Source organism: Prosthecobacter sp., from assembly GCF_046154365.1.
In the GTDB taxonomy this organism is placed as follows: Bacteria; Verrucomicrobiota; Verrucomicrobiia; order Verrucomicrobiales; family Verrucomicrobiaceae; genus Prosthecobacter.
Window position 1 is genome coordinate 1 of the sequence record NZ_JBJXFV010000101.1, and the last position, 20043, is coordinate 20043.

11 protein-coding genes are annotated in these 20043 nt (G+C 59.8%); 5 read left to right on the forward strand and 6 right to left on the reverse strand.

Annotated elements, in window-relative coordinates:
- The first annotated feature begins 411 nt into the window (after positions 1–411).
- From ACKVY0_RS12915 to nth, 5 genes are all read left to right on the forward strand, one after another.
- Positions 412–1635, forward strand: coding sequence for a M20/M25/M40 family metallo-hydrolase (locus ACKVY0_RS12915; RefSeq protein ID WP_409215237.1), 1224 nt, complete (start codon positions 412–414; stop codon positions 1633–1635).
- Between the two features lie 130 nt (positions 1636–1765).
- A complete protein-coding gene (locus tag ACKVY0_RS12920) occupies positions 1766–2227 on the forward strand; it encodes a hypothetical protein (RefSeq protein ID WP_409215238.1) in 462 nt (153 codons plus the stop codon).
- Between the two features lie 171 nt (positions 2228–2398).
- The gene (locus ACKVY0_RS12925; protein WP_409215239.1) at positions 2399–2842 is read left to right on the forward strand and encodes a thioredoxin family protein; all 444 of its coding nucleotides are present in this window, start codon (positions 2399–2401) and stop codon (positions 2840–2842) included.
- Between the two features lie 236 nt (positions 2843–3078).
- Entirely contained in the window at positions 3079–3534 is a 456-nt protein-coding gene (locus ACKVY0_RS12930; protein WP_409215240.1) for a 3D domain-containing protein, read from the forward strand.
- 20 nt (positions 3535–3554) lie between these two features.
- A complete protein-coding gene (gene nth / locus ACKVY0_RS12935) occupies positions 3555–4208 on the forward strand; it encodes an endonuclease III (protein WP_409215241.1) in 654 nt (217 codons plus the stop codon).
- Between the two features lie 59 nt (positions 4209–4267).
- Here the strand turns inward: nth and ACKVY0_RS12940 are convergent, their stop codons facing one another.
- The 6 genes from ACKVY0_RS12940 to ACKVY0_RS12965 all read right to left on the reverse strand — a co-directional run bounded on the left by ACKVY0_RS12940 (position 4268) and on the right by ACKVY0_RS12965 (position 20039).
- Positions 4268–4810: a hypothetical protein gene (locus tag ACKVY0_RS12940; protein ID WP_409215242.1), complete on the reverse strand. Its 543-nt coding sequence runs from the start codon at positions 4808–4810 to the stop codon at positions 4268–4270.
- 512 nt (positions 4811–5322) lie between these two features.
- Positions 5323–6408 carry a hypothetical protein gene (locus tag ACKVY0_RS12945; protein ID WP_409215243.1) on the reverse strand — a complete coding sequence of 362 codons (1086 nt, stop codon included), beginning with the start codon at positions 6406–6408 and terminating at the stop codon, positions 5323–5325.
- Positions 6330–10337, reverse strand: a complete 4008-nt coding sequence (locus ACKVY0_RS12950) for a PQQ-binding-like beta-propeller repeat protein (RefSeq protein WP_409215244.1) — start codon at positions 10335–10337, stop codon at positions 6330–6332. The genes ACKVY0_RS12945 and ACKVY0_RS12950 overlap by 79 nt, the downstream gene beginning before the upstream one ends.
- Positions 10338–10710: 373 nt before the next feature.
- Positions 10711–12879, reverse strand: coding sequence for a CHASE2 domain-containing protein (locus ACKVY0_RS12955; protein ID WP_409215245.1), 2169 nt, complete (start codon positions 12877–12879; stop codon positions 10711–10713).
- A gap of 49 nt (positions 12880–12928) precedes the next feature.
- The gene (locus ACKVY0_RS12960) at positions 12929–14689 is read right to left on the reverse strand and encodes a ShlB/FhaC/HecB family hemolysin secretion/activation protein (RefSeq protein ID WP_409215246.1); all 1761 of its coding nucleotides are present in this window, start codon (positions 14687–14689) and stop codon (positions 12929–12931) included.
- A gap of 19 nt (positions 14690–14708) precedes the next feature.
- The gene (locus ACKVY0_RS12965) at positions 14709–20039 is read right to left on the reverse strand and encodes a beta strand repeat-containing protein (RefSeq protein ID WP_409215247.1); all 5331 of its coding nucleotides are present in this window, start codon (positions 20037–20039) and stop codon (positions 14709–14711) included.
- Between the last annotated feature and the right edge of the window lie 4 nt (positions 20040–20043).

Sequence of the window (20043 nt, forward strand, 5' to 3'; positions counted from 1 at the left end):
GTTCTTTTGGTTGCTCTCCACCCCGCCTCACGGCGACGCAGTTACTTTAAGTTCTCACCCGGAACACGGTTCCAGATGGCCGAGGTATTCCACCTCGGAGGGTTGTGGCGCTCCACAGCGCACGAGGCTCCAGCTTCGCGTGGTGATCTTCCAGCAGATGGTAGCAGGCTTCCGAAGGCGGTGTGCCTGGCTCCAGCGGCGGTTTGCGGGCTGCCGAAACCTACAAGCAAGTATCCAGCAGCTGCAGCGGCGATTCCGACGGTGGTCCGCAGGCTTCAAGCGGGGGTAAGCCGCCGAAGAAATTGTCAAGATGCCTCCAAGCAGCGGAGCCGTGAAAAATGACGAATTTCCAAAGACGAATGGCCTGACGTAGATGCACATTGTTCGCGCATTCGTCCTTTCATCATTTCCATGTCTCCCCTTGCCTCAAGCCTGCAATCCTCAGCGGAGTCGCACCTCCCCGCCACGCTCGACCTCCTGCGTCGTCTCGTCGCCATCAACAGCTTCACCGCGAATGCCGCTGGCGTTGACGCTGTCGCCCAATTGACCGCCGAAGCCTTCGAAGCGCTCGGTTTCTCCGCCGAACTCGCGCCCTGCTCCACGCCAGGCACCGGTCATCATCTTTTCCTCACGCATCGCGGCAACGGTGGCGGTCCCATCGTGCTCGTCACGCATTCCGACACCGTGTTTCCGCCCGAGGAAGAGCAGCGCAATGATTTCCAGTGGGACGAACGCCCTGATGAAGGCCGCATCTACGGCCCCGGGACCGTCGATAACAAAGGCGGCACTGCCTTGATCTGGCTCATTCTGCAAATCCTCCGCGACTGCGCGCCTGAAGCTTTTGCGCAAACACACTGGCTCGTCGCCGCGAACGCCGCCGAAGAAATCACTGGGGATGACTTCGGCCACGCCACCATCGAGCGCTGCGGCGGCAAGGCACGCGCCGTGCTCGTGTTTGAAGGCGGTCCCGTCGATGCCCAAGGCTGGCACATCGTCACCTCGCGCAAGGGCCGCAGCACCTGGCAGCTCACGGCGGATGGCAAAGCCGCGCATGCTGGCAGCAAGCACCATGAAGGCATCAACGCCATCGACGCTCTCGCGCTGGTGCTGCCCGACATCGCTGCGCGGACCAGCGCCGCCGAAGAACGCACCGTGAACATCGGCATGATTCACGGCGGCACCGTCGTCAATCGCGTCCCGCACGAGGCCACTGCCGAATGGGAATGCCGCGCCACCGCGCCCGCTGCGTTGCAACGTGCGGATGACTTCTTTGCCTCACTCACCGGCACCGCTGCCAATGGCGCGAAGCTCATCGCCGCACGCACCGGCCACACCAATGCCTGGCCCGGCAGCGTGGAATCCGAAGCTCTGTTTCATCTCTGGCACGAAGCCGCCGCCGCCATGAATCTCACCGCCGTCTCCGTTCCACGCGGCGGCCTCAGCGATGCCAACCACCTCTGGCAGCTCGCCCCCACCCTTGACGGTCTCGGTCCCCACGGCGGCAACGCCCACTGCTCCGAACGCAGCGCCGATGGCTCCAAGCTGCCCGAATACGTCGAACCGGATTCCTTCGTGCCCAAGGCCGTGATGAATGCCTTGGCACTCATCAAAGTAGTTGCGAGCTTTAGCTCGTGATTGGAAGACAGGCAGATGCTTGGCTGTGGCTGCGGCGTTTTCCCACTTCGGCAGATGAACGAAGTGGGTTTGGCGCGCGTCATTAGACGTGCTCGACTTTTTACCGTATCCAAACGTATTATCATTCACCATGAAAACCCTCCTCCGCTCCTGCCTTGGCCTGTTGGCCGCAGCTTTGCTGACCCAATGTGCCTCCTCCACGCCGCAGTCACGCATCGGACGCAATCCGCAACTGTTCGCGCAACTCAGTACCAAGGACCGCCAACTCGTCACGAGCGGGGTGATCCGTGAAGGAATGACCCGCGACGCGGTGTTCCTCGCCTGGGGCCGCCCGGATCGTGTCACCATGGGCACCAGCCACGGTCGTGAGCTGGAAAGTTGGACCTATGTGGATCAGCAACCGGTGCGGACGATGAACATGAGCATGGGATTTGGCTACGGCGGTTTTGGGTACGGCGGGTACGGCCCCTATGGCTACGGCGGCTATCCTTACATGGGCGGCGGCCCGTCAGTGACCTACATCCCCTACACGGCGGGCGTGGTGGAATTCTCCCGCGGACGCGTGACGCGCTGGATGGCAAGCGCCCGCTGATTTTTGTTCGTCTCATGAGCGTTCCCGAAGAACCTCTGGCCCTCGCGTTGTGTATTGAAGTCTGAGGTGGCGGTGTGGATGGCCTACCTGCGCGTGCTGGAATATCCCGCGGAATCATGCATCTTATGACCGCCATCGAAACGTTTTTCCGACGACCTTTATAATCTCTCCATGAAAAAAGCCCTGTTCCTCATCGCCACCGCCGCTCTGGCTGTCGGTCTTCACGCCTCTGACTTTCCCGCAGACAGTCCCAAGTTCGCCACCAACGCGGACACAGTGATGACCGCCGCTACAACGAACGGCAAACCCACGATTCTGGTGTTCTCCGCCTCGTGGTGCGGCCCGTGCCAGGAGATGAAGAAGGATGTTTATCCGAGCGCAGCGGTGAAGCCGTTTCACGACCAATTCAACTGGGCCTATCTCGACATTGATGTGGCGGCCAACACCAAGCTGTTCGAAAGCCACAAGCTGGAGTCGGTGCCGCACCTGCTGTTTCTGGATTCCACCGGCAAGGTCATCGACCAGCAGGAGGGCGCGTCGTCGCCCCATGAATTCGCCCAAAAACTGACCCAGGTGCTGAAAAAAGCAGCGGCCAAGACGGTGAGCGTGAACTGAGCGGCCCTCATGGCCGCAAAGACGGGCCTCTGGCGATACAGCCCCCGATTTTCCATAAGAAAGTGGGGTTTTGGGTGTGGCTATCTCGTGTCGAAAAAAGGCGGGATTGAAATCAAAGATTGCTTTCGGTGGGCGCTTACCCCAGAATAAGTAGTCTAAAAGGAAAGTTAATAATCAGCATATTGTTGATAACAATGCGCCCTCCCATCCTCCTCCTTCTCGGCTTTGCTGCCTGCATGCTTGCTTCCTGCTCCTCGTCTGGAGTGTTCGGCTCGAGCCCGCTCAATAAAAACGCCACGCGCATCAACGCCGTCCGCACCACTGCGTACACCCACGGGGAGTCTGATCACATCGTTTATGGTGCCCGGACAGCAGTGGGAACGCAGCTCAAGTATGGCAACGTCCGCAGTGCCGCCGCTGACTGGTCGGTGTATCCGGTGGGAACGATCTTCCAGATTGAAGGACTGCCCTACGTATATCAGGTCGATGACTATGGCTCTGCCTTGGTCGGCACCAACACCATCGACCTCTACAAGCCCGACAAAGCGACCATGAAGGCCTGGGGCGTGCGCAATGTGAACATTCGAGTGCTGAAATGGGGCTCGTTCTCCAAGAGCCTGTCCATCATGAAAGATCGCACCCGCTTTTCCCACATTCGCCGCATGGTGGCGCGTATTGAAGGCAGCTCGTAGTCCCAGGAGACTCGCATCCAGTGATCAAGCAGGAGCGTGTTGGGTATATTCTGAAACGGCTGGGCGAATTGTATCCACGACCGCCGATTCCGTTGGATCATGCGGATGCGTTCACGCTGCTGGTGGCGGTTTTGCTGTCAGCGCAATGCACCGATGTCCGCGTCAATCAGGTGACTCCGGCGTTGTTTCAACTTGGACGCACCCCCGCCGCACTCGCCGCCGCCCCGCTCGAAAAGATCGAGGCTATTGTGCGCCCGTGCGGTCTGGGACCACAGAAAGCCAAGGCCATCAAAATGCTGTCAGGCATGCTGCTTGCCGAACATCAGGGCCAAGTGCCAGCCTCCCTGGAAGCCTTGGAGCGACTGCCGGGAGTCGGTCATAAAACGGCTCAGGTCGTGATGGCCCAGGCCTTCGGTGTGCCCTCTTTTCCGGTGGACACGCATATTCATCGTCTCGCGCAGCGCTGGGTTTTGACGACGGGGAAATCAGTCCTGCAAACCGAACGCGATCTGAAACGTCTGTTTCCAGAGGAATCATGGAACCGGCTGCACCTCCAGATCATCTATTACGGACGCGAGCACTGCACCGCGCGTGGCTGCGACGGCACTGTCTGTGAAATCTGCCGCACCTGTTTCCCAGAGCGCCAGAAGTCACTCCGCACCCGCAGGGCATAAAAAAAGGCACCCTGCGGGGACAGGGTGCCAGTCTTTGAGCAGAGGAAAACTCGGCAGGATCACCAACGCAGACGCAGGCTGGTGCGGAAAGCACGTGAGGCATCACCCAAATCAGCCCCAATACCGACATCAAACATGGGCAGCAGCCGGAAGTAAGTCGAGACATCCAGCACCTTGCTGTCATACCTGTCCGAACTGGTGACCGTGACGCCCGCCTGCACTTCCATGAAGTCGAAAGGCGTGAACCGCAGGGCAGGACGAATATAAATCGAGCCATCGCTGAAGCTCAGGGCCGAATTCGTGGCACGCAGACTGGAGTAAATCAGACCAGCCTCAGCCACGAAAGTGAGACGATCGTGGATCAGTGCCGTATGGAAACCTGCGCCGGCCTGAATACTGGCAAAATCGTAATCCGCATTCGCCGCCCCACCCACTGTGCTGGCCCCTCCCGAACCACTGCCCCACGAGGCCCCAAATTTCAAATACAGCGGATTGAACAAAGCGACAGTGAGTGCGCCGCCAATGGTATGCGCCCCATCAAGCTCTTTGTTCTTTGGATCCACATAGCGATAGAAAACTTCCAGACTGTCAAAGTTGACCAAATTAGGGCCGGGTTTGGCACCGTAATTCGCCGCGCCAGGAGCCGGTGCGCCATAGGCTCCCGTTCCTTGAGGTGAATAGGAGGACACTTGGCCGGGCGGCGGCGCAGAGGCGTATGGATCAATGTAAGGCGGTGGGGCCACCACCCCCGCAGAGACCGTCGGTGGCGGGAGCGAATTGGGATAAGCAGGGACCGAAGGCGGTGGCGGAGCGCCATACCCAGGCGGCGGCACCCCCATGACCCCATAACCGGGAGGCGGTGCCCCTTGACCAAGGACATTGTGGCAAAGGGCGACGCTGAAGCTCAGGGCGCTAAAAAGAATCCTTTTCATGGTAAGCGGGAGGACTTATTGATTATTCAGATAAGTTAAATAATCTCTCAAATCAATAGATTCGGCAAATCTTTTTTGCAGTTTTGAGATTTTCACTCCTGGCACTCGCTATGCCTCATCCTTCCAAACAGGCCCTGCTATCGCCAGTAATGCCAAAAACAGGCATTTTCCTGCCCGGTAGCTCAAACACCAGCTTTCTTCGGTCGCAGGCAAAAAACACCGAGTAAAACGGTCCCCAGAGTTACAACGGCCATGATGATCGCACCAGATTTCGATGCTGCGGCCTCGCCGTCATCAGCCGCTGAGATCCTCACGACTTCTGGAACCGCCGCAGCCTTTGGAACAGCCGAAGTGACGCTGGCGGATGGTTCTGCGGCTGAAACGACCGATTGGAGCGCTTTCTCCCAATCCACATTAAGCAAAATGTCCCAGCCGGGGTTTTCGTTCTTCAGCCGACAGCCACAGCGGCCCACCAGGAACATGCTGGCGTCTTCAAGTGCCGCATCATCGAGCAAAGCCAGCGGCCAGGCACCGAGCACCCTGCCCCGCCCGAATACGGCAGCGGCAAAGCTGGTCGTGCCGGGATCAACCTTGCCTTGCGGCCCTGCAAGCATGCGCAGCAGCACACTTTCAGCGGGATCATCACGTCGCAGCCGCAGCGTGGTGAATTTCAGCCGCAAGGGCGGTCCGGGCCCCAATTGGCTGTCTGGGTCATTCGGATCTTGAATCGGCAGCGACGCCACCTGCTCCAGAAATCGTAACCGCTGCTCGATGCGCTCCACCTCCACCGCATCCTCAGGCGATCCACTGTCTGCGATGACCCAGATGAAGGAATCTCCCGCCAGCATGCTGGCGACGATCTTTTTCCGCGCAGGCGAATCCAGCAAGGCAGCCAACGCCGCCTCATTCAGCGCCCCCGACCAGACAAGTCGGCTGCTCTCACGCGAATTGCGCAACTCCGCCATCGTCACCGAGACATCACGCGACGACATGATGTCCAGATTCGCCGTTCCATTCGCCCGCAACGGCCGCAGCAGATCCTGCAACGCCGTATCCTGCGCCGCACTCGCAGGCAGCACGAGATGAAACTTATCCGCCTCCCAACGATCCAGCGCATAGCGAAACACCGGAATCGTGCAGGCGCACACGCCACTGGCATAAAGCGTGGAAATGAGGGTGAGCAGGCGCATCATCTGCCGAAGCACTGAAGTTTGCCATCCATCGTGCTTACATAGACACGGCCCTGCGCCACCGTGATGCCATCCCACACCGGTGGGCTGGTGAGTTCGAGACCGGCACTCTGTTCACCCGTTTCAACGTTCACGGCCCACATCTTGGCACCACGACGGCCTTCCAGCGCTTCGTTCTGCTCGTCGAGTTCTTTGAGAATGGCGGGATCTTTGGCGGCGAGACGTTCAAAGGCGTACTCTTCATCAATCATGTCCGGCGCACCGCTGACGAGCACGGTCTTGCCCGCCAGCGCCATGCTGCGAGCAACAATCGGCACAAAGCGGTCCCAAGTGTGCTGCACGAAGCTGCCACCTGCTTTACCGGGCTTGCCACCGGCAGCGCCGCTTTTGAACCACAGCGCACCGCCGACCTTGCCTTTGCCTGTCTCCAGCCCAGCGCCGACACCATGCGCATCGTTGCCGGAACTGTCGCGCGAGTCGCCGTTGTCGAAGTTGCACACGAGCACGGCATCAGCGGGCTTAGTGTCGGGTGCTTCGAAGCGCTGCTGCACCTCGGCGGCGGTCAGCGCCTTATGATACAGCGCGAATTGATCGAGCAGGCCGCTGAATCCTCCAGTTTCGCCTTCGGCGACACCATTGCCATTGCCCACAAACAGTGGATTCGCCGGTTTCGCAGCGACGAGGTCGCTCGCCGCACCTTCGGCGACAAGTTTGCCGTCGATATAGAGAGTCATCTTCTTGTCGGCAGCGAGAACACCAACGAGGTGATGCCAGCCTTCGGTGAGCGCCTCTGCAGAAACGATGCTGCTGAGCTGGCTTTCACTGCGCACATGGAACTGCGGCTTCTTGTCGCGAATATCGAGCGCCACACCCTGCCGCGGACCACCGTGATTCAAAATCGTGCCGTTCGCAGTGTCAGGCAGCACCCAGGCCTCGACGCTGATCGGCGTTTTCGTCGGATCAAGGACCGCCACATCGGGGAACTGCACGCTGCCAGGAACTGGAGCGCCTTTCACTTTCGCCGCAGCCTTGGCTTCCGCCTTTTTGCCCTTGCCCTTCTTCTTCGCTTCCGCCTGGGCCTTCAGGGTCTCACTGTGACCGACCTGCGTTTCGCCTTTGGGCTGCACGGCGAGTGGTTTGCCTGCGGCATCGAGCACCACGCTGTTACCTTTGCGCTCAGTCGTTGCGCCGGCGAGATCATAGGCTTGTTCCGGCGGCGCTTTCGGCGTGGCGAACAGCGTGTACTCCATCGTCGTCGTCCATTTGTAGTACTGCGCCTCTCGGCCATACGAATACACGTTCTTGTCATCGTGAACGAGGATGCGGCCCGCCGGCGCATACTTGCCGGCCTGGAAGTAACCGCCATGACCGCCGGCGAAGCTCTTGCCATACACCCAGTAGCTACGGTGGAAGTTTGAATCATCGAGGAAGCCCATCGGTGCGAACAGATGCGAGCCTTCGCCTTTGTGCGCCCCGGCCTGCTTGTCGAATTCACCCGAGATCGGCCCAACCTCCACGCGCACGCCATCCGTGCCGATCTTCTGCGTGCGCAGGAAGGTCCACTTGCCATCGCTGCTCAAGATGTCGTTCAGCGCCACTGGCATCTGCAGCGTCTTGTGGCGGTCGTTCAAATCGCCGCCGGTGTCGGGATCGCGATCATCGTAGTGCGTCTTCACCTTCATGGCACCGGTCTTCGCATCGAGGCGGTAGAACCACAGCCCATCATCCAGGAAGCACGAGTGCCCGGCGATGCAGCTCACCAACCCGTTCTCCACCAGCACGCTGCCATGCACCGGCCACACGCTCTCCATCATTTCCCACGCCCCGTGGCTCAGCATGACGGGCGCGGCCTGGAACTTCCACACCAGCGCGCCATCCTTGGCACGCAGGCAATAAACTTGGCCATCCTTGCCGCCAAAGAACACCCTGCCCTGCCAGTACGTCGGCGGTGAATCCACGCGGCCACCCGCGATGAAATGCCACGCTTCCTTGCCCGTCGCCGAGTCAAACGCATGCAGCGTGTGCTTGTCCACTTCCGAGACAAACGTCAGCCCTGCGGCGGTCGTGGTCGTGCTCAGCGGCGGCGTCAGCTTCACCTCCCAGGCCATGCCGAGATCCTTCTTCAAATCCTGGTTCGAGAAGCCGCTGCGCGCATTGTCAGCGCGATACGTCGGCCAATCTTTCGCATCCGCCGCCACTTCAGTGATCGCTTCCGCATACGCCGGCCCCTTGGTCAAACGCGCGTTGTCCGCCGTGTAGGCCGGCATGGGATAACGCGGCGCGGAGGCCATCACGCTCATGCCGTCGAGCTTCGCTTCAGGATAGCACGCGCAGTTGTGCGGTCCGGCATACGTCAGGCCGTTGCATGGCATCACGCCATAGAGACACGCACCGCGCACCCAGTGGTTCAGATCCCAGTGCTGCTTCTCCATATCGACATACTCGATGCCCGTGCGCGATGGCATGAGGAACTTCTCCGTCGCCTTCGCCATGTAGCAGCGATGGTGAAACCAGTACGTCCCCTCCGGCACATCGGGGTAGAACTGCTTTTTCACCTCACCCGTCAGCGGATCGCGGCCTGTGTACTCGCCCGTTTGATTCCCGCTCGTCGTGCCCGCATTCCACACCAGGCCCTGCGCCACGATCACGTCCTCCATACTGCGGTAGCCGCTCTTCTCGTGCGATGAACTCCACAGCTCCTTGCCCGTGTCCGCGTTGATGCCCTTCATCAGGCCATCACCGCCCGCATACAGGATCACGTCGTTGTTCAGCACCACACGCGGCGCGAAGTTGAACTCATAGAGCTTGCGCCGGTTCTCCGGCACGTCGGCAAACTTCACCGTGCCCGTCTTCACCTCGCGGCAGGTCAGCCCGTCGCCGTTGTAATAGACGAGACGTTGATCATCCAGCGCCAGCGTGATCGGCCCGATCTTGTCCTCCACCTGCCACAAGGTCTTGCCGCTCGCCGCCTCGATGGCGAACAGCTTGCGTGGCTTGCCATCCCAGTTGAATTCCGTCTCCACGCGTTTCTGATCGCTCTGCTGCTTCACCGCAAACTCCTCGTTCAAGCGCCACGCCTCCGGATTCACCAACGCATAGAGCGTGCCATTGCGATACAGCAGCTCCTCCGCGCCCTTCGTCTGCGCATACTCGCGCACCACTTCACCCGTCGCACCATCCAGGCAGGTGATCGGGTCGGTGATGCCCAGCGTCACGTAAACCTTGTCACCAATCGCCGCGAGACGACGCGTGAGCTGTGTCGGCCCTGACTTCAGCGGCCACAGATGCGTGCTCCACTGCGGGATCGGCTTTTTCCACAAGACGGTGCCATTGAACGCATCACGAGCGATCAATGCAAACTTCGCCGGCATCAGGATCGAAATGCGGCTGCCCTCATCCATGATGTAATAGATCCGACCACCCGCGCTCACCTGTGCGCTCACTGAAGACATACGGTCATGATGGCGGCTCCAGCGCGGGTTTCCCACCCACTGCATGCGCGACGGCGGCCCCACCAGCGCATCCTTCGAAGTTGGGTTGCCCTTCGAGTCATACGCATAATGCGTCCACTCATCCATGCCCTTCGGCCACGCCTTGGTGATCTTCTCCCAGCCCCCGCCCGCCTTGCGCACCATCGCCACGCCCAGCGGCGTCAGCACGCGGTCGATCTCCTCGTTTGAAACGGCCGCCGCATCCTCGACAACAAGCAGATTCACATAATTCTCGATGTACGGCAGATGCGTCCCATCCCAGCTCTCCACCGCTACCGCTCCATACTTCCCTGCTTGATGAATCACCTCCCGCACTCCCGGCACCGTCGTCGCGTCCTGCGTCAATCCCTGCACCTGATAGCGCTCATTCACCTGCAACGCCTGCGTCAATTTCCCGTCCCCGCAGCCCACATGCACCACGATCCCGCCTTTGACGCCGGATTGCGCGATCAGATCAGCCGCATCATCGGCCAGCAGGGAAGAAGACAGCAGGAAGGAGAGCAGGAATCGTTTCATGGTAAAATGGAAGCCGCGTAACGACTGCCACGCCACGGATGTTTCCACCAATCCACCAATTCAGTTTGAGGGCCGGAAAGCGGAGCGTGTGAAGCCCTGCGCTATTGATGACCAATCCTTGGAATGATCTGCCGAGATGTCGCGCCTCATGGCGAGAAGCTGGTGGTGGCACGGCTCGTTATCACCGGGCATGCGCACTCTTTCGCGTGGGGCAACTCCTTGATGCGGATGTTCCGAAACCGCACCAGTGAGGCACCGCACTCGCCGTTCGTGTTCACTTTCGTTACTGCCTGTCAGGTTCTTTGCGTTGCTTGGAACAGGGACGCCGCACCCGGAGTGTGCGGACCACTTCATGATGGGTTGAGGCAACGCCTCACTTCGTCTTCATCACAAAGACGCCATCCCAATCGGCGGGCGGGGGCTCGGCTTTGAGGGCGTCGCAACGCCCGATCATGACGAGGGAGGGATTGGAGTCTTTATGGATTTCGCGGGTGGCGGAAGACTGGAACAGGGTCTTCGCGCCGTCCCAGTCCTGAGCGAGGTAGCGCTCCATGCCGCGCTTGTGCAAAGAGAGGCATTCCTGGGTCTCGGGGGTGATCTCGGCATCGAAACCGACGAGTTCATACATTTCGACGGGCGTGCTGCGGCCTTTGACAATGATGCGGTCGAGAAAACGGTAGGTGATGTCGTCCTTGAAGGCCTGGGCGAGGGTCTTGGTCTCGCTGGTGATCATGGTATAGACGCCGTAGCTCTTCGCGCCGCTTTCGCTGCGGGCGGCGAGGTTCACGGTGTCGCCCATCATGGTGTAATTGAAACGACGGCGGGAACCCATGTTCCCGATGATGGCCTGACCGGAATTGAGGCCGATGCGGGTCTGCATTTCGAAAACGATGTCGGGCCAATCGCCCTCTTTGCGCCATTTCTCGCGCAGTTCGAGCTGACGTTTCTGCATGAGCAAGGCGGCACGGCAGGCGCTGTACGCATGACCGGCAAAGGCCAGCGGAGCGCCGAACATGAAGACGATGGCGTCGCCGATGAATTTGTCGAGCGTGCCGCCATTATCGTGGAGGATGTCGGTCATCTCCGTGAGGTAGTCGTTCATCAGGAGCACAAGGCGTTCGGCGGACATTTTTTCTGAGAAGGAGGAAAAGCCGGCGATGTCGCTGAAGAAGGCGGTGATCTCCGCCTGGTGGCCGCCCAACTTCGGCTCCTCGCCGGACGAGATCATCTGTTTGACCACTTGCGGTGCGACGAAGGTTCCGAACATGCCGGTGATGCGGCTCTTGGCGCGCAGTTCGATCACCAGGCGGTGGAGCATGGAGCCACCCTGCACCATGACAAAGCCGAAGATGGGCCACACGACGGGCAGTTGCAGGCTCGCAGCCTGGAAGAGATAAAAGGCGGCGAACACATAGGCACCGATCATCAGCGCTGGCACCAACACCGAAAGCCAGATGGCACCATGCCGCAGCAGCAGACTGGTGAGCAGCGCCAGGAGGATCCAGCCAGCGATGACGATGCGAAGATCGGGATACGTGATGAAATCCTGGCTGAGGATGTTGCTGAGGGCATTGGCATGAATCAGCACCAGTGGAATCTGCGGACCATGTGGCGTGGGGCCAAGGTCGGAGAGACCGGCAGCGGACTGACCGACGAAAAGAATCTGCCCTTCGACGGGTGGGAAGTTTTTGGGCCATTCCCTGCCCTGCTGCGCCTCCAACTGCGACACCAAGCCGGCATACGGAAAGAAGGTGAAGCTGTCAGGACGACGATAGTTGACGGTCATCTGACCGGCTTCATCGATGGGAATGTTCCAGGCCTGCTTGGCACCTTTGACACGCACCTGCTGGCCGAGCACGACATCCACGGCATCGGTGTCGAGTCCTTCGCTTTGCAGCAATGCCTGCAATACCAAGCTGGGGAAAACCCGCGTCCCACAACGCACGACAAGCGGCAAAAGACGACGCACACCATCCGGGCCGGGCGGTGAGTTCACAAAACCGGTGTGGGAACTCTCGGCAATGATCTGGACGGGCAGCAGACCGGTATCGTTGCCGATAAGACGAGCAGGATCACCTTGGAAGTGCGTAATCGCTTTCGTGTTACCCGCATACTCGGCGGTGAACTTCGCGACGTGTTCCAATGTTTCCGCAGCAGCGGCGGTGATGGAGGAAGGCAGGAGCGCCAAGCCATCGCCAAACTTTTGATCCATGACCGGATCGGCACTGGGTTCGGTGAAGAGCAGATCGAAGGCCACAGCCGCCGGAGGACGAGCAGCAAGCTGCGTCATCAGTTTGCCGTGAACATCACGCGACCACGGCCAGCGGCCATACTTGGCCAGCGCATCCTCATCAATGCCGACAACGAGCACCTTGGCATGCGCCGCCGGATCTGCCGCCGCACGCGCCTGAAAACGCCAGTCGAGCGTGAGATTCTCCAATTCCACCCCCAGCCGAGTATAACTGAGGCCGAGCGCCAGCAGCAGCACCGCAGGCAGCAGTTTGACCACAAATTTCAAACTGCCGAGGCGCTGCTTTTGCATGGAATGTGATGCGATGGGTTCAGGGAGATGAGTGAAGCCGGTCCGGCGGCTAATACTTCATGTTCATGCCGAAATGCAAACGTCCGGTCGGCGCGTACGCGATGCCAGAGTGCTGCAAGGCCCAGCCATAGGCCAGACGGAGGTCAAAGTGATTGCTCACGCTGTAACGCAGGCCCACACCGGCGCTGTGGAGGTTCTGATCAGGCTCCGAGGTGAGCGAACCCACGCTGGTGAGGTAGGCGCAGTCGTAAAATGCGAACGTGTTCAGACTGTCGTCCTCGCCGCCCCATTTCGTCAAATGCATGGCCGGAAAGTTGAATTCCATGCTGGCTTTGATGCCGGAGTCGCCACGCGCCGAGCTTTCCAGATAGCCACGCACCGTGCGATAGCCGCCTGCGAGCACCTGCTCGGTCGGCAGGAGCCGGTATTTGGAATACTGACCGGCCACATGCAGTGCGACGGAGTAGCCCTTCGGCAGGCGCAGCAGCCGGTCCAGTTCCGCCATGGCATACCAATAGTCCGCTTGAGAAGCAGCACGGAGTTGATCAAAGGCCGCGTACGTGTTGCGCCCGAGCAAGTTGCCAGGGCTGTAAACACCGGTGGCGGCCAGGCGTGTGAACCCGAGCTTGTCATTGATGACAATATCGTAGCCGGCACGGAACTGCATGACCTCGGCGTCATTCGTCGCCAGTGACTGGCCGCCGAACAGGATGTCTGACGTCGTGCTCTTATAGTCGGCGGCGATGGTCGCCTTGTGGCGCACTTTGCTCCAGGCACTGGCGATGGGAATGGTGTAGGCGGCGGTGAGCTGTCGGCTCTGACCATTGATGCCCAGCGGAGCGCCAGGCGGTCCGGTTTGCACCGCATTGTCCGCCATCACACCGATCAACTGCAAACGATGCCGCCAAGGAAACGGAATGCCCCAGACCAACGCATGCACCTTGAGAGCGTCGAGTTCCTGGTTGCCGGAGAATTGATACGCGAGCGACTGCTCCGTGCCGAGCACCTGATACCAATTGAGGCCGCCCGACACTTCGTTCAAGCCGGTGGCGGCGAGACCCGAGTTGGCATAGCCGGCATAGACTTGGAAGGGGTTGACCTCCTTCGTCTTCAAAATGACATCGCTGGAACCTTCCTTGCTACCACGTTCATACACGACCTTCACATTGCGAATGGGGTTCTCATTGAGCCATGCGACATCTTTGCCGATCATGGCGGTGTCAATGCGAGCGCCCGGCTGCAACTGCACCTGGCGCATCATGTAACCGGTGTTGGAGTGCTTCGCGCCTTCCACACGCACCGCACCGAGCACCGCCTCGCGCACCATCACCTGCACCTGACCGCTGGTGATGTCCTGCTGCGGCAGATAGGCGTCCACCAACGGGAAATCAGTGGTCTGATACGCCTTGTTGATCTTCTTCACCATGCGATTGAGCAGCGCCATGCTGAGCGGCTGTCCCATGAACTCGCTCTGCAAATTTTCTGCGAGCTGCGGCGGCAGATGCAAGGCCGGGTCCACCACCATGACGCCGCGCATGTCCTTGGGCAGCGGCTTGGTGGCTTTGGAAATCAACTGCAAGCCGCGCAGATTCACCCCCAACGGCTTGGGATCGCCTTCATCATTGGCTTTGGCCGTTGACGGCGTGGTCGCAGGCGCGGCGGAGGGTGCGGGAGCTTCTTTCTGAGCCGTCGGCGGCTGTACTCGGTCCACCAAGTTTCCAGCACTGCTCGTTTGAGCGAAGCTGTGGAAAGTTAGCCCATGCATGAGCAGGAGAACACAGATGAACTGAATGAATGAAGACGTTTTCATAAGGCAATGACCAACGCGGTCAGCGTGTCGCGGTGTCGAGTTCCTCCTGGCTTTGGGGGTTGGTTGCGGCATTCAACTGAGCGATCACCAGCGGACTTGGCAGAGCGGTGTCGAAGGCGGTGCTCTGAATGCCATCCCAAGCCATTACCAGACCAGCGCCTTCATCACCCAACACCAGCGATAACTCACTGTTTGCTCCCGCTGCAAGCATGGCGAGCGCTGCGGCTGACACCTGCTGTCCAGCGGGAGCACCTGAAGGATCCATGATGGCCAGGCCATAGGCATCATTCACGATGAACTCACCGGTGCCGCCGAGGGCATGAGACAGCTCCCCAAACGCGCCGGGGGTGATGACAGCCGCCAGGATGGATTGAATGTATCCAGGCACACCCTTTCCCAGCAAGTCCACGGCAACGCTGCCTGCGAGATTGTCGATGCGCGCGGTGCCATCACCACCCAGCATCGCAAAGAGCTGGCTGAAAGACTCGGGGCTTGCGGTCTTCGCCATCAGTTGCAGCAGGGCGGTGTTCGGCGGCGGACCGCCCAGAACCATCGACTGCACACCGAGCTGGCTCGTCACCGTCACTTGGTTCAAACCAATCGCGCCAAAGGACAGTTCGCTCAAAGCCAGCAGGCTGAAACCTTCATCCAATTGCGCCATCGCCTTCGGCGTGGGCGGACCACTGCTGGGATCCACTGCAACCAGACCGGTACTTGAGCGCACGCCCATCGTGCCGTCACCGCCCAATGCCAGGCTCAGCTCACTTTCGGTCGCCGCCGAGGTCGTGGCGTTCATCTGCGATTGCAGCCCAAAACTTGGCGGCGCTCCGCCGCCTGCGGAAACCAGGCCCAGACTCTGACCAATCGATCCGCTCAAACTCGCCGTCAGACCGCCAGACAAAGCTGCGGACGCACCACCAGCACCGAGACCAGCCAGCGAAGCACCCGATGTCGCGCCTGACGTCCCGGTCGAGTTAAAATTGTTGGTCTGCGACGATGAACCCGATCCCGGGCCGCTGCCCGGCGTGGCGTTTTGCAGCAGCACAGCGCCAAAGGGTGCTGTATTCGGGACTAGGAGTTCGGTAAACGTGATCGTACCGAAGCCTGGGCGGGTCAGCGGTGAATTCGTCTCCACCTTGCCGTCCACGACGAATTTGTTGGAGCCACCACCAGCGTTGAAGTGCTGCGTGAAGCTGAAAAAATTCGTGTCGGCATTGTCATTTCCTGAACCGAGATCCAGGCGCAGGGCAGACATGTTCTGGAAGGAATAAATCCGGCTGCCTGCGGTGATTTTGTCTGCGCCGACGATGTAGTTTTGACCGGTCGTGAGATTGGAATCACTCAGGCTGAGTTGCGCCGTGCTGCCGGCCCCATTGAGCACGCCTTGGATGATGGGTTGATTCAACAACACAAACTGATTTGCCGTGAGAGTCACGGCGGCGGTCCCGACACTCGAAATCGTGGCGCTGTTCACCGCAATGCCGGCAGCGTTCATCGAGATCACACCACCCTGCGAAGTGATGTCGTGTTGGATCAATAAACCCTCTGTGCCAGTCACGGCGACACGAATATCCCCCATGGCACTCAGTCCGCTGGCAGCACCAACGCCGCCGATCGTCAAACCTATGCTGTTCGCCAGTGCCAAGGAACCAACGGGGCCAGCCGTGGCCACCACACCAATCGCGTTGGCGGCTCCTGTCAGAGTAAAATCGCCATTCCCTGCCAGGATTAAGCCCCCTGCTTTGATGGCACCCGTCTGCGTCACTGCGCCACTCAGATTGTCTCCCGCAGTTCCGCCCAGCGCCACCGTGCCTGCGGCTCCTGTCGTGATATTGCCCAAGCTCGCCGTCGTCGCATCAATGACCCGCACTGCCGTGCTCGTCCCATTCGTCGTCGTCAACGCTCCGGCCAGATTGATCGCTCCATCGTTGCCATCCACCAGGATTGTTCCACTTCCAGCATTCACTGCGCCCCCGGTGCTCGACACACCCTCACCCGTCAGGCTCACGTTGCCACCACTCGTCGTGACGCTATGGCCGCCCAGCGCCAACGCTCCACCGGCCGTCGCAACCGTCGCTGCACCGCCACGAGTCTCCACGTTGCCTGTCACGTTCAAGCCACCGGTCGTGTCATTGAACACAAACGCATCAACGCTCGTGAGCGGACCCAAATTGACCACCTTGTTGCTGCCATCCAAGGTCACCGTGCTGCCACCGTTGCCAGTGAGCGTGCCGGCGTCGATAGCGCCTGTCTGCGTCACCGCTCCACTCAGATTGTCTGCTCCGGCCTCACCCAACACCACCGTTCCTGCCGCTCCCGTCGTGATGTTGCCCAAACTTGCGGTCGTCGCGTCGATGACTCGCACCGCACTGGCAGTCCCGTTCGTCGTCTTCAGCTCTCCAGCCAAATTGATCGCGCCGTCGTTGCCATCCACCAAGATCGTTCCGCCTCCAGCGTCCACGGCGCCCCCGCTGCTCGTCACACCGACTCCCGTCAGGCTCACATTGCCGCCTTGCGTCGTGATGCTGCTGTTACCCAACGCCAACGCTCCACCCGCCGTCGAAACGGTCGCCGCGCCGCCATGGGTCTCCACGTTACCCGTCACGTTCAAGCCGCCGGTCGTGTCTTTAAACACAAACTCATCAACACTCGTAAGCGGCCCCAGATTGACCACCTTGTTGCTGCCATCCAGCATCACCGTGCTGCCGCCGTTGCCAGTGAGTGTGCCAGTATCGATGGATCCTGTTTGCGTCACCGCACCACTCAAGTTGTCTCCTCCGGCTTCGCCGAGCACCACCGTGCCTGCCGCTCCCGTTGTGATGTTGCCCAAGCTCGCCGTCGTCGCATCGATGATCCGCACCGCTGTGCTCGTGCCGTTCGTCGTCGTCAGCGCTCCCGCCAGATTGACCGCCCCATCGTTGCCATCCACCAAGATCGTTCCCGCTCCTGCATTCACCGTTCCGCCGGTGCTCGTCACTCCCGTTCCCGTCAGGCTCACATTACCACCACTCGTCGTAATGCTGTTGCTTCCTAGAGCCAGCACGCCACCCATCGTCGAAATCGCCGCCGCGCCGCCACGAGTCTCCACGCTGCCCGTCATATTCAAGCCGCCGGTTGTGTCATTGAACGTGAATGCCCCGGTGCTCGTGAACGCTCCCAAGCCGCCAACCGTGTTGTTGCCGTCCAACGTCACGGTGCTGCCGGTGTTCCCAATCACTGTGCCCGCGTTGATGGCTCCCGTCTGCGTCACCGCGCCACTCAGAGTGTCTCCACCCGATTCGCCGAGCACCACTGTCCCTGCTGCTCCCGTCGTGATGTCGCCCAAAGTCACCGTTGTCGCATCGATGATCCGTACCGCAGTGCCCGTCCCATTTGTCGTCGTCAGCGCTCCCGCCAAGTGAATCGCACCATCGTTGCCATCCAGCAGGATCGTTCCACTTCCTGCATTTACCGTCCCCCCGATGCTCGTTACTCCGACTCCCGTAAGACTCACATTGCCGGTGCTTGTAACAATGCATGTTTCAGCTTCAAGCAAGACGGAACCCGTGGCACTGATCGTCACGTTGCCTCCACCTTGAGAATCGATGATGCCGACACCTCCATCGGTGTTGATCATGCTGAAATCGCAGTCCGCATTGATGGTGAGCGAATTCGCCGAGCACCAGGCGACCGTGCCACTCACCACGATGTTGCCGCTGCCATCACCACTGCGGTCGGTCTGAACTGTGAGGTTGGCCGTGTTGAGAAAATTGGAGACATCCTCAGCATCCAGGAAATTGGTTTGCGGCGGACAGTTGCCAGGATTGAGGATCAGCATGCCACCAGAGGCAATCAGCAGGCTGCCAGCACGGCCATTCGACGCGCTCAAGTCCAAATATCCGCCGAGTTGGGCGATACTCAGCGATTCCTTGGCTGACAACTCGGCATAACCACCAGCGCCGGAGTTCACACCGCCCAACGCCTGCAAACTGCCTTGGAAAGTGAGTTCCTTGCTGGCCAAAACCATGACCTTGCCGCCATTGCCATTTTCGAGCGCATTCGCAGTAAGCAGCGCACCGCATTCGACCAAGACACAGGTCGAATTCACCAGACTGCCATCAAAGCCGCCGCCAGCGAAAATTCGTCCACCACCCAACGCACCGCTCGCACTGATCACAGATTCTCCCTCAAGTGTGAGTGAGTTGCCGCCCAAGCGAATCTCTCCGCCCATTCCCTGGCTGCTGTTGGCACTGATGACTCCTTCGATGACCGTTTTCGAGGCCGCTGCCTCATCAGTGCCAGCTTCAGCATCGGACCCGATGCTAACGCGACCACCTTCGGTTGCTCCATCGGCACTGACCCATATGGCACGCCGAATCGTGACTTGTTCACCCGTGATTGAAACCTGGCCGCCAGAGCCATCGGGGCCGTCTGCATCCACGCGTCCGTTGATCGTCACTTTGCCTTTGCTTCCAGCGCTGACCTTGATCTGCCCGCCATTGCCCGAGGTGCCACGGGCCACCAAACTACCACTGTTTTCGATTTTTCCGCCGTTGGCACTGAGCAAGATTCTCCCGCCCTGCCTGGTGACACCAGTAGCGGCGATACGTCCGGTGTTGCGAATGGCAAGCGCATACACATTGCCGCCGTACGCCTTGATCTCAGCCACATTGGCTTCGATCACTCCGCTGTTGCTCACGCCGGTCTTTTTTCTGGAGCCTGCGGCATTGCGCACCACCACGCGTTCATCACCCACCGGCATGATCAGCACTTCAGAACCCGCCGCTAGTCCCACCGTGCCGTTGGGAGCCCTGATGGTGCCAGAGTTGGAGACTTGGTAGCCGATCAAGAACACATCCCCCGTGGAGGCATTGATCATGCCTGCATTCTTCACCGCCGCCTCCGAAGAGCCTTTGAAGACCATTTCACCACCGGCCATGAACGCGCCATTATCGAGATCCAGGGTCGAAGCCGTCAGACTGCCCACATCCACCGTCGATCCCTGGCCGAAAATAATGCCATTGGAGTTGAGCAGAAAAAGATGACCGTTGGAGGTCAGCGTTCCATTCAAGATCGAAGGATCACAACCCAGCACGCGGTTCAACGTCGCTGAGGTGGCATCAGGAACGATGAAATTCGTTCGTTCACCCGCTCCAATCGAGAATGACTGCCAGTCGATGACTGCACGATCGGTGCTCTGCACAATCGTCGTCAAGCCGGGCACGCTGTTTTGAATCTGCGCATCACCGAGGGTCACGACACCACCGATGGGATTTGCAGGACACGAAATCTGCACACCAAGGGCGCAAATCCACGTACATACCCAGCTAGGGGCATGGACTCTCCACAAAAATGGACGCCCCGGTGCCATGAGT

Coding starts and splice junctions, on each gene's coding strand:
- ACKVY0_RS12915 (WP_409215237.1), top strand. CDS start 412: ATGTCTCCCCTTGCCTCAAGCCTGCAATCCTCAGCGGAGTCGCACCTC.
- ACKVY0_RS12920 (WP_409215238.1), top strand. CDS start 1,766: ATGAAAACCCTCCTCCGCTCCTGCCTTGGCCTGTTGGCCGCAGCTTTG.
- ACKVY0_RS12925 (WP_409215239.1), top strand. CDS start 2,399: ATGAAAAAAGCCCTGTTCCTCATCGCCACCGCCGCTCTGGCTGTCGGT.
- ACKVY0_RS12930 (WP_409215240.1), top strand. CDS start 3,079: ATGCTTGCTTCCTGCTCCTCGTCTGGAGTGTTCGGCTCGAGCCCGCTC.
- ACKVY0_RS12950 (WP_409215244.1), bottom strand. CDS start 10,337: ATGAAACGATTCCTGCTCTCCTTCCTGCTGTCTTCTTCCCTGCTGGCC.
- ACKVY0_RS12955 (WP_409215245.1), bottom strand. CDS start 12,879: ATGCAAAAGCAGCGCCTCGGCAGTTTGAAATTTGTGGTCAAACTGCTG.
- ACKVY0_RS12960 (WP_409215246.1), bottom strand. CDS start 14,689: ATGAAAACGTCTTCATTCATTCAGTTCATCTGTGTTCTCCTGCTCATG.
- ACKVY0_RS12965 (WP_409215247.1), bottom strand. CDS start 20,039: ATGGCACCGGGGCGTCCATTTTTGTGGAGAGTCCATGCCCCTAGCTGG.